10 protein-coding genes and 1 tRNA gene are annotated in these 9,553 nt (G+C 68.7%); 5 read left to right on the plus strand and 6 right to left on the minus strand.

The features are described from left to right. Positions 1–18: 18 nt before the first annotated feature. Positions 19–1,302 (minus strand): lysophospholipid transporter LplT, encoded by a 1,284-nt coding sequence (lplT, locus tag CON76_RS08905; protein ID WP_101103006.1) that lies wholly within the window; start codon positions 1,300–1,302, stop codon positions 19–21. 188 nt (positions 1,303–1,490) lie between these two features. On the opposite strand from lplT, the gene alr reads away from it, so the two are divergent. Beyond that, complete coding sequence (gene alr / locus CON76_RS08910) at positions 1,491–2,633, plus strand: alanine racemase (RefSeq protein ID WP_101103007.1); 1,143 nt, start codon at positions 1,491–1,493, stop codon at positions 2,631–2,633. A gap of 260 nt (positions 2,634–2,893) precedes the next feature. Here the strand turns inward: alr and CON76_RS08915 are convergent, their stop codons facing one another. Beyond that, positions 2,894–3,193 carry a flagellar basal body protein gene (locus tag CON76_RS08915; protein WP_101103008.1) on the minus strand — a complete coding sequence of 100 codons (300 nt, stop codon included), beginning with the start codon at positions 3,191–3,193 and terminating at the stop codon, positions 2,894–2,896. 94 nt (positions 3,194–3,287) lie between these two features. Between CON76_RS08915 and CON76_RS08920 the strand changes: the two genes are divergently transcribed. From CON76_RS08920 to CON76_RS08930, 3 genes are all read left to right on the plus strand, one after another. Beyond that, positions 3,288–4,322 carry an AMP-binding protein gene (locus CON76_RS08920; RefSeq protein ID WP_169929022.1) on the plus strand — a complete coding sequence of 345 codons (1,035 nt, stop codon included), beginning with the start codon at positions 3,288–3,290 and terminating at the stop codon, positions 4,320–4,322. A 37-nt stretch (positions 4,323–4,359) separates the two neighbouring features. After that, positions 4,360–4,435: transfer RNA gene (locus CON76_RS08925), tRNA-Lys, on the plus strand. 157 nt (positions 4,436–4,592) lie between these two features. Further along, positions 4,593–5,465 carry an HDOD domain-containing protein gene (locus CON76_RS08930; protein WP_240592818.1) on the plus strand — a complete coding sequence of 291 codons (873 nt, stop codon included), beginning with the start codon at positions 4,593–4,595 and terminating at the stop codon, positions 5,463–5,465. A gap of 31 nt (positions 5,466–5,496) precedes the next feature. On the opposite strand, the gene CON76_RS08935 is transcribed toward CON76_RS08930, so the two are convergent. The 4 genes from CON76_RS08935 to CON76_RS08950 are packed head-to-tail and all read right to left on the minus strand — an operon-like array spanning position 5,497 to position 8,823. Then, positions 5,497–6,399 (minus strand): DMT family transporter, encoded by a 903-nt coding sequence (locus tag CON76_RS08935; RefSeq protein ID WP_101103011.1) that lies wholly within the window; start codon positions 6,397–6,399, stop codon positions 5,497–5,499. Beyond that, positions 6,396–6,932 (minus strand): flavin reductase family protein, encoded by a 537-nt coding sequence (locus tag CON76_RS08940; protein ID WP_101103012.1) that lies wholly within the window; start codon positions 6,930–6,932, stop codon positions 6,396–6,398. The genes CON76_RS08935 and CON76_RS08940 overlap by 4 nt, the downstream gene beginning before the upstream one ends. A 47-nt stretch (positions 6,933–6,979) precedes the next feature. After that, on the minus strand, positions 6,980–7,840 hold the full coding sequence (locus tag CON76_RS08945; RefSeq protein ID WP_101103013.1) for a metallophosphoesterase: 861 nt from the start codon (positions 7,838–7,840) through the stop codon (positions 6,980–6,982). Continuing rightward, the gene (locus tag CON76_RS08950) at positions 7,837–8,823 is read right to left on the minus strand and encodes a LysR family transcriptional regulator (protein WP_101103014.1); all 987 of its coding nucleotides are present in this window, start codon (positions 8,821–8,823) and stop codon (positions 7,837–7,839) included. Before CON76_RS08950 ends, CON76_RS08945 begins: the two co-directional genes overlap by 4 nt. Before the next feature lie 108 nt (positions 8,824–8,931). Between CON76_RS08950 and CON76_RS08955 the strand changes: the two genes are divergently transcribed. Beyond that, positions 8,932–9,303, plus strand: coding sequence for a hypothetical protein (locus CON76_RS08955; RefSeq protein ID WP_101103015.1), 372 nt, complete (start codon positions 8,932–8,934; stop codon positions 9,301–9,303). Positions 9,304–9,553: the final 250 nt, after the last annotated feature.

Here is a 9,553-nt window from a genome sequence, read left to right on the forward strand (position 1 = left end):
GCAAGATGTGCGGCGCGCTCAGCCGTGCAGGTCGTCGCGGCGGGCGATGTCGAGCAGGTGCTCGAGCTCGTGCGGGTGGTTGCGCTCGTTGTGGCGGTGCCAGAGCTGGATGACCCACATCACCGCCGCCACCACCAGGCCAAACGCGGTAATGGCGCCAAACGCCGACAGGCCCACGCCGGTGGAAAAGCTGTACAGCCCCCCCAGCAGCAGGATGCAGCTTTGCTCGTTGAAGTTTTGCACCGCAATGGAGCGCCCGGCGCCCATCAGGTTGTGGCCCCGGTGTTGCAGCAGCGCATTCATGGGCACCACCAGAAAGCCGCCCAGCGCCCCCAGCGCCACCAGAAACGGCGCGGCCAGCCACACGTTGTCGATGAAGTTCATCAGGATCACCAGCAGGCCCATGCCGATGCCCAGCGGCATGACGCGGGTGGCGTGCTCCAGCCGCATCTTCATGGACGCGGCCACCGCCCCGGCGGCGGTGCCAATGGCCACCACCCCCACCAGCGACGACGCCTGCGTGGTGCTGTAGCCCAGCGCCGCCGCCGCCCACGCCAGCACGATGTAGCGCAGGTTACCGCTCACGCCCCAGAACAGCGTGGTGGTGGCCAGCGAGATCTGGCCCAGCCGGTCGCACCACAGGCGGCAGTTGCAGCGCCAGAAGTCGGGCAGCAGCGCCAGCGTGCTGGCGGGCATGGGGCGCAGCTCGGCCCCGGTGCGTGGAATGCAGGTGTTGAACCACGCCGCCAGCGCATACACCAGCACCAGGCAGGCAATGGCGGCTTCGGCCGGGCGGTCAAAGCCGGTGTGCAAGCCCGGCACGTCCAGCCCCAGCAGCCAGCCCGACACCACCGGGCCCACCAGTTGCCCGCCCAGCACCACGCCCAGGATGATGGAGGCGATGGTCAGGCCCTCGATCCAGCCATTGGCCTTGACCAGTTGGGACGGCGGCAGCAGCTCGGTCAGGATGCCGTACTTGGCGGGCGAATACGCCGCCGCGCCCAGCCCCACCACCGCGTACGCCAGCAGCGGATGCAGGCCGGTGAGCATCAACAGGCAGCCCACCACCTTGATGGCGTTGCTGAAGAACATGACCTGACCCTTGGGCCGCGCATCGGCAAAGGCGCCCACGAACGGCGCCAGCACCACGTAGAACAGTGCAAACATGGGCACCAGCGCCGCGCTTTGCCACTCGGGGGCGTGACGGCTGCGCAACAGCTCCACCGCAACGACAAACAGGGCGTTGTCGGCCAGCGAGCTGAAGAACTGCGCCGTCATAATCGTGTAGAAACCACGCTTCATATTGGCAAAAAATGGGCAAACAGAGGGAAGTCCCGCCATTTTGTGCAACAGTGGCGAGGTGGCCCCCCAGCGGGGCCGTGTCTGTTTTTGGTAAAGCGCGCGTTATAGCATGCCCACCCCGGGCGGCCCGCCGGGCCCATCCGCGAGCCAGCGGCGGCGCGCGCCACCAGCTTGTGTGATTGTCTGCCATGCCACGTCCTATTCTTGCCACCATCCACCTGGGCGCGTTGCGCCACAACCTAGCACGGGTACGCCAGGCCGCGCCCGATGCCCGCATCTGGGCCGTGGCCAAGGCCAACGCCTACGGCCACGGGCTGGAGCACGTGTTCGAGGCCCTGCGCGGCGCCGACGGCTTTGCGCTGCTGGACCTGAGCGAAGCGCAGCGCCTGCGCGCGCTGGACTGGCGCGGCCCCATCCTGCTGCTGGAAGGCTGCTTCGAGGCGCGCGACCTGGAGCTGTGCTCGCGCCTGAACCTGTGGCACGTGGTGCATTGCACCGAGCAGATCGACTGGCTGGCGGCGCACAAGACGCACACGCCGCACCGGGTGTTCCTCAAGCTCAACTCGGGCATGAACCGGCTGGGCTTCACGCCCGATGCATTCAGGGCCGCCTGGGCGCGGCTCAACAGCCTGCCGCAGGTGGACGAGATCTCGCTCATCACCCACTTCAGCGACGCCGATGGCGAGCGCTTTGGCCAGCAGGGGCTGGCGCACCAGGTGGACGCCTTTGTGGCCACCACCGCCGACCTGCCCGGCGAGCGCAGCCTGTGCAACAGCGCCGCCGCGCTGCGCCACGCCCCGCACCACCCCGCCCTGGCCGCCGACTGGGTGCGCCCCGGCATTGCGCTGTACGGCGCCGCGCCCGACCACCCCGAACGCCACCCGCAGCAGCACTGGGACTTGCAACCGGCCATGACCCTGAGCAGCCGGCTGATTGGCATCCAGCAACTGCAGGCGGGCGACAGCGTGGGCTATGGCTCCACCTTTGTGGCGCCGCACGCCATGCGGCTGGGCGTGGTGGCGTGCGGTTACGCCGACGGCTACCCGCGCCACGCGCCCGGTACCGCCGAGGTAGGTACCCCGGTACTGGTACGCGGCGTGCGCACGCGGCTGGTGGGGCGCGTGAGCATGGACATGCTCACGGTGGACTTGACCCCTGTGGAAGCCGCACACGGCCCCTGCCAGTTGGGCGATGAGGTGGTGTTGTGGGGGCGCAGCCAGCACGGCGCGGTGCTGGCGGTGGACGAGGTGGCCCACGCGGCGGGCACCATCAGTTATGAACTGCTGTGTGCGGTGTCGCCGCGCGTGCCGATGCAGGTGGTGGGCACCTGATCGCAGCAAGCGGCACGGGAGGTGCCAAAAGACCCTGGAAATGCGGGTAAGTCCCTATGCTATTGCTGAATAGAACTGACTAGAATCTTACCACTCGCAGGGAATGGCCAAGCGCCACAACCCCGCCAAGCGAGAGGACTGAGGAGACAAGCCCAAATCCAACAACACGCAAACCAGCGTCCCCAAGAGATGCCTTTTTCAGATGCCAGCCGGTGCAAGCCCGCTGGCATTTTTGTTGGGCCGGGTGGGCGCGCGGAGCCTCAGGCGCGGGTGTCGAGCAGCGCACCCAGCATGGCGTCGGCGGTCTGCACGGTCTTGAGGTTGGCCTGGAAGCTGTAGGCGGCGGAGATGCGCTCCACCGTGTCCTGCACCAGGTCGGCACCGGGCTGGGGCACGCGACCGGTCTGGGTTTGCACGCCGCCGCTGGGCAGGGCCTGGCCGGTGGTTTGCTGGCGCTGGAAGCCTTCGGTCTGGGCGTTGGCCACGTTGTGGGCCGTGCTGTTCAGGCGCGCCTGCGCCGCCTGCAAGCCCGATGCGGCGGTGGAAAGGACGGGGTTCATGGTGATGCTCCTGTTGGAGCAGTCCAGTGTAGCGCCTACAATTTTTAGCGCAAGCCAGCCCGGCCCCCCTTCTTTACGCCTGCCACGCGCCCCCATGGAACCCAACGCCCCCCTGCCCGCCACCCCATCTGCCAACGCAGCCCACACCAACTGGGCCGATGCGGTGTGGCGCCACACCCTGGCAGACACCGGCAGTGGGCTGCCCGCCCTCATCGGCCTGGACGAACAGGGGCGCCGACGCACGCTGGGCTGGCCGGACTTGCGCCAGCGGGCGGCGTCGCTGGCACTGGCGTTGCAGGGCATGGGGCTGCAACCGGGTGATGTGGTGGCGCTGTACCTGCCGCATGTGCCCGAGGTGATGGTGGCGGCGTTGGCCTGCGCCAGCATCGGTGCGGTGTGCAGCCACGGCCACCCGCTGCTGGACGTGGCCCAGGCGCTGGACCGCTGGCGCGGCCTGCACCCCAAGGTGCTGCTGGGGGCCGATGGCCTGTACTGGGGCGGCCAGCCGCACGACCGCGCCCACACCCTGCACGAGCTGCGCACCAGCCTGCCCAGCGTGGAACAGCTGGTGGTGTGGCGCACCCCCTGCGCCGCCGAACGGGTACATGGCGCCATCGACCTGGACACCCTGTGCGCACGCGACAACGCCACCACCCAGGCCTTTGTGCCCGTGACCCTTCCTGCCGGGCACCCGCTGTGGCTGGAGCGCCCGCCCGTGCCCGCCGGGCAAACGCCACAGGCCGTGACCCACAGCCACCAGGCAACGCTGGCCACACAACAGGCCCTCTGCCGGGCGATGGAGCTGCGCGACAGCCATGCAGCGCACCCTCCAGGCGAACGGCACGAGCGGCTGTACTGGGCCGCCAGCCCGCTGCACAGCCTGTGGCCGCTGGCCCCGGGCTGTCTGGCAAACGGCACCACGCTGGTGCTGTACGACGGCCACCCCTGCGGCGATGTGGACGAGCCCGACGCCGAGCGGCTGTGGCGCCAGCTGGTGCGCCAGCACGCCACCGTCTGCATCATCGACGGCGACACGCCCCCCGGCCCACCCCCTGCCGCCTGGGCGGCCCAGCTGGCCCACGTGCGCTGCTGGCCGCTGGCGGCGCAACAATTTGGTGCCCACTTTTGAAAATCGCCCAAAATCGCGCTACAATCATGGCTTCTCAGGGCTCTTAGCTCAGTTGGTAGAGCAGCGGACTCTTAATCCGTAGGTCGAGTGTTCGAGTCACTCAGGGCCCACCAGAAATACCAAACAAAAAGCACTTAGCGCATCACCCGCCTAAGTGCTTTTTTGTTGCCCGTCTGTGGCATGCTTGCACGCCACCCAGCCCGCCTGGCGTGGTGCGGGCACAATCGACCATCTAACGTCCACGCCCTTCACGCCAAGAACACGCCCACCGTGACCGCTACCCAACGCATCCAAGACGAACTGGACCGCGCACGCCGCAGCGGCCCGGTGCGCGACATCATCATCCCGCCCTGCCCCGAACTGCTGCGCCAGCTGCAGGAGGCCACCTCGTACGGCGAGCCCGACGTGGCCGCGCTCGACCAGATTGCCGGGGCCGACGTGGCCATGGCCGCCGCGCTGATACGCCAGGCCAACAGCCCGTTCTACGGCCTGCACCAGCCCATCCACACCGTGGGCCAGGCGCTGACGGTGCTGGGCGTGCGCCCGGCGGTGCAACTGCTCACCGGCTTTCTGACCCGCAACGCGCTGCAGGTGCAGTCGCCGGTGCTGGGGCATTTCTGGGAAAGCTCGACCCGGCGCGCGCTGGCCTGCCAGCACATCGGGCACCAGCTCTACAACCTGGACCCCAACGTGGCGTACAGCTTTGGCCTGTTCTGCCACGTGGGGCTGGCGGTGATGCTGCGCGGTGTCAAGGGCTATGCCAGCACCATGACCGAGGCGCTGGCGCGCAAGGACCGCACCTTCATCCAGACCGAAAACGCCAACCACCGCACCGACCACGCCGTGGTGGGCGCGATCGTGGCGCGCACCTGGCACCTGCCGCCCGAGGTGGCGGTGGCCATCCGGCTGCACCACGACTTCACCTGCCTGGGCTCGGACGAGTTCAGCCCCACGGTGCGCAACCTGGTGGCGCTGGGCCTGATTGGCGACCACCTGGTGCACCAGTACGAAGGCCTGCCCGAGTTGCGCGAATGGACCAAGTTCGGCCCGGCCTGCCTGGCGCACCTGGACATTGGCGAGACCGAGGCCGACCACTGGGTGGACGAACTCAGCCCCGTGTTTGAAGGGGTGCAGCTGACCTGAAAGCGGCGCACCAGCGGGGGCGCATGGCGTTTCAGGTGCGTTTGTTCACCAGCACAATGCCCACGGCCACCCCGGTCAGCGCCAGCAGCAGCTGCAGCGACCACGGCTCGCCCAGCAGCCCGACGCCAAACAGCAGCGCAAACACCGGCGTCAGGAACGCGAATGCCGAGGCCTGCGTGGTGGGGTAGTGGCGCAGCAGCCACATCCAGGCCAAGTAGCTGGCAAAGGCGCCCACCACGGTCTGCGCCGCCACCGAAGCCCAGGCTTGGCTGGAATAGTCCAGCCGCCACGGCTCGCCCAGTGCCCACGACAGCAGCGGCGCCACCAGCGCCGTCACGGCCACTTGGTAGAACAGGTTTTTCTCGGGCGTGCTGTGCGCCAGGCAGGTGGTGCGGATCACCAGCGTGGTCAGGCCCCACAGCACGCCGGCCGCCAGCGCGATCAGGTCGCCCTTGAGCTGGCTGGGCTGGGCGCCGGGGGCGGTCAGGCCTTCGCTGAACGCCAGCGCCACCGAGGCAAACGCCAGCACCAGCCCCACCCACTGCCAACGCCGCAGCCGCTCGCTGGGCGCCCAGCGCGGAATCAGCAATGCCATCACGAACGGGCCGGTGTAGAGAAACACCGTCAGGCGCGAGGCGGTGGTGTGCATCATGCCCAGGTAGATGCAGGCAAATTCGCCCGCAAACAGTACCCCGGCCAGCAGGCCCATGCGCCAGGTGCCATCGTGCCGGAACAGCGGAATGCCACGCCAGCGGCTCCACAGCCACAGCAGCACGGTGGCGCCACCAAAGCGCAGCGAGGCCTGCCACAGCGGCGGCACCTCCTGCACGGTGGACTTGATGAGGATTTGCTGGAAGCCCCAGAACGCGCAGCACACCAGCAGCAGCGCCACCGCCACGCCATCGAGGTGGGTCTTGCGCTCGGCGGGCTTCACAGCGCAGGTTCGGTCAGCAGGCGGCCGCCGTGGTACAGCAGCGGCGCCAGGTCGGTGCGGTGGGCGCAGCGTTCCACCTCGCCCACAAAGATCACGTGGTCGCCTTCGTCGTAGCGGCTGCGGCTGCGGCACTCAAACACGGCCACCGCGCCCGGCAGCAGCGGCACGCCACCGGCGCCCGTGGTCAGGGGCAGATCCTGCCAGCGGTCTACGCCCTTGCTGGCAAAACGCTCGGCCAGCGCGCGCTGCTCGGCGCTGAGCACGTGGATGGCGTAGTGCGACGCCTGCAGGAACGCCGCCATGCTGCCCGAGGTGTGGGCCAGGCTCCACAGCACCAGCGGCGGCGCCAGCGACACCGAGTTGAAGGAGCTGACCGTCAGGCCCACCGGCTGCCCGTCGGGGGCGCAGGCGGTCACGATGGTGACACCGGTGGCAAAGCGGCCCAGCGCGGCGCGCAAAGGGGCGGATTCGGGCAGCTGCAGGGCCTGCACGCAGGCGTCATCAATAAGGGAGGGGGAGGACAGAGACGGCATAGGGCGTGGATTGTCCCCCAAAGGGCGACGCAGCGTTGTGGATGGCGTCAGGCCACGCTCAGGCAGTGCTGCGGCAGAAAGCCGACTTGCTCGTGCTTGCTCTCGTAGCCCAGTGGGTTGGCCACCACGCGGCAGCGGCCCACGCGGTAGTCGTGCGCGCAATGCACGTGGCCGTGCAGCCACAGATCGGCATGGGGCAGCAGGTCGTCCAAGGCGTTGCAGAAACCGGCGGTGCCGGGCGTGAGGCCGTAGCGCGGGTCGGCGCTGCGCAGGCTGGGCGCAAAGTGCGTCACCACCACGGTGGGGCCATCGAACGGTTGCAGCAGGGCCTGGCGCAGCCAGTGCTGGCAGTGCAGCGCGTGCTCACGCATGGCGGCGGCGTCGAACAGGCGCTGCTGGCGCGTGGTGGCGGCCTTGTTGAGGTAGAAGTTGGCGGCGCGAAAGGCCTTGTCGCGCTGTTGCAGGCTGTAGGCCAGCGGGGGCAGGCTGGGGCCGGCGGTGTTGCGCTGCTTGACCGGCGGCGTGGCCAGGGCCTCGAAGTCGCTCCAGAGCGTGGTGCCGATGAAGCGCACACCAGCAATCACCAGGCTTTCGCGCTCCAGCCAGATCAGGCCCAGGCGCTCGCAGGTGGCGCGCAGGCGCTGGTGCGCGTGGTCAAAGTCCTGGCGGTCGTACTCGTGGTTGCCGGGCACGAACAGCACCGGCCGCTGCGGCCACGGCCCGCCGCTGGCCAGCGGGGCAAAGCGGCGCAGGCCCCAGTCGGGCTCGTGCATGCGGGTGCCGTCCTTGCGCTTCTGGTAGGAGCCGATGTCGCCCGCCAGCACCAGCACGTCGGCGCCGGGGGCGGGCCGGGGCACGAAGTCGGGGTTGGCCTCCAGGTGCAAGTCGCTCAGGAGCTGGATCTTCACGGCAGCGGCTCCTCGGGGCTTTCGGGCGCGTCGGGGTGGTGGTTGCGCACGGTGCGCCAGATGGCGTCGCGCAGCCAGCGGTGGGCGCTGACGCCCTGGTGCTGGCGGTGCCACAGGATGTCCACGTGCACGGCGGGCACGTCCAGCGGGATCGGGCGGTGTACCAGCTCGCTCTCGCGCCCGGTGCTGCCCAGGAAGTGCAGCGGCAGCACGGTCAGCAGGTCCGACGTGGCCACCACCTGCCCGGCGGTGAAGAACTGGTTGACGGTGAGCACCACGCGGCGGCGGCGCGAGACGGCGGCCAGCGCCTCGTCCACAAAGCCGAAGGGCCGCCCCGAGAAGCTGACCAGCAGGTGGCGCGCGGCGCAGAACTCGTCGAGCGTGAGCGCGCGGCTGGCCAGCGGGTGGCCCTTGCGCATCACCACCACGTACTCGCCGCCGTAGAGACGGCGCGACATGAAGCGCGGCGCGTGCTCGTTGAGGTGCGAGGCGTTCATCTCGGCCAGCACGCCCGGAAAGTGGCCGATGGCGGCGTCCACATGGCCTTGGTCCAGCAGGTGGCGCGGGTCGCGCGTGGTCAGGGGCAGCACGCGCAGGGTCACGCCCGGCGCCTCGCGGTCGAGGATGTCCACCAGGCCGGGCATGATCTTGGCCGAGGTGGCATCGGCCATGGCCAGCACAAAGTGGTTCTGCGCGGTGGCGGGCTCGAAGGTGCCCGGCGCCAGCGATTCGCGCAGCTGGCGCAACGCGTCGCGCACGGTGGGCCACAGCGTCAAGGCCAGCGGGGTGGGCTCGACGCCGTAGCCGCTGCGGCGCACCAGGTCGTCGCCCACCAGCTCACGCAGGCGGCGCAGCGCGTTGCTGACGGCGGGCTGGGTGGTGGCCAGGTTGCTGGCGGCACGGGTCAGGTTGCGTTCGGCCATCACTTCGTCGAACACACGCAGCAGGTTCAGGTCCAGGGTGCGGAAGTTCAGGTCATTCATGCGTTTTTGTTATGGATGGCATCATCAAAATAAATTGGCCGATACATCGGGTTTACCCTAATATCGCACCCATTGAGTTGTCACGCAACCCGCCCAGAAAGAAATTCCATGCGCACTGTACCGAACTTTTCCGCTCCCGCTCAGGCCGCCGCCGCCCTGGCGCAGGCCGACCAGGCCGCACGCGGCCACAGCGACCGCGTGCTGTCGGCGCTGCTGCTGGCCGCTGCGGTGGCTGCACTGGCGGTGACGGTGAACCAGCTGATGGACACCTGGGCTGAAGACCACCTGTTGACCGTCTGGGTGGCGCTGTGGGCGGTGGTGTTTGCCGGCAGCCTGCTGCTGGCGGGTACGGCGCGACGCATAGCAGAAAACATCGTGGCCGGCCTGGAGCAGCGCACCCAGGCCAGCCCCCGCGACAACGTGATGGGCAGCGATGGCTGCATCAAGGTAGGAGGCCGCAGCATGCCGCACTACATCTGATGCCCCTTTGGCGCCAGCACGTGTGGCTGGCTTGAATTGATCTCCTTGTCTCCTTGTCTCCTTGTCGCCACCCCCTGCGGGTGGCTTTTTTTTGCACGTCTGCCGCTGGACAGTGCGGGGCGGCTGCGGTACAACGCAGTCCTTGACATCCTCCTCGCCATGAATGGCGAAGATTCCCGCTTCACAGAACCCCGCCCATGCCTCATCAAAGAGACACAGGACTTACAGCTTCTCCACGGGCTGACACCGC

Source organism: Macromonas bipunctata, from assembly GCF_002837135.1.
Classification (GTDB): Bacteria; Pseudomonadota; Gammaproteobacteria; order Burkholderiales; family Burkholderiaceae_C; genus Macromonas_A; species Macromonas_A bipunctata.

What these genes read in the sequence shown, in the direction of transcription:
- CON76_RS08915 (WP_101103008.1), bottom strand. Translation starts at nt 3,193, where the DNA reads ATGAACCCCGTCCTTTCCACCGCCGCATCGGGCTTGCAGGCGGCGCAG.
- lplT (WP_101103006.1), bottom strand. Translation starts at nt 1,302, where the DNA reads ATGAAGCGTGGTTTCTACACGATTATGACGGCGCAGTTCTTCAGCTCG.
- CON76_RS08950 (WP_101103014.1), bottom strand. Translation starts at nt 8,823, where the DNA reads ATGAATGACCTGAACTTCCGCACCCTGGACCTGAACCTGCTGCGTGTG.
- CON76_RS08955 (WP_101103015.1), top strand. Translation starts at nt 8,932, where the DNA reads ATGCGCACTGTACCGAACTTTTCCGCTCCCGCTCAGGCCGCCGCCGCC.
- CON76_RS08920 (WP_169929022.1), top strand. Translation starts at nt 3,288, where the DNA reads ATGGAACCCAACGCCCCCCTGCCCGCCACCCCATCTGCCAACGCAGCC.
- alr (WP_101103007.1), top strand. Translation starts at nt 1,491, where the DNA reads ATGCCACGTCCTATTCTTGCCACCATCCACCTGGGCGCGTTGCGCCAC.
- CON76_RS08940 (WP_101103012.1), bottom strand. Translation starts at nt 6,932, where the DNA reads ATGCCGTCTCTGTCCTCCCCCTCCCTTATTGATGACGCCTGCGTGCAG.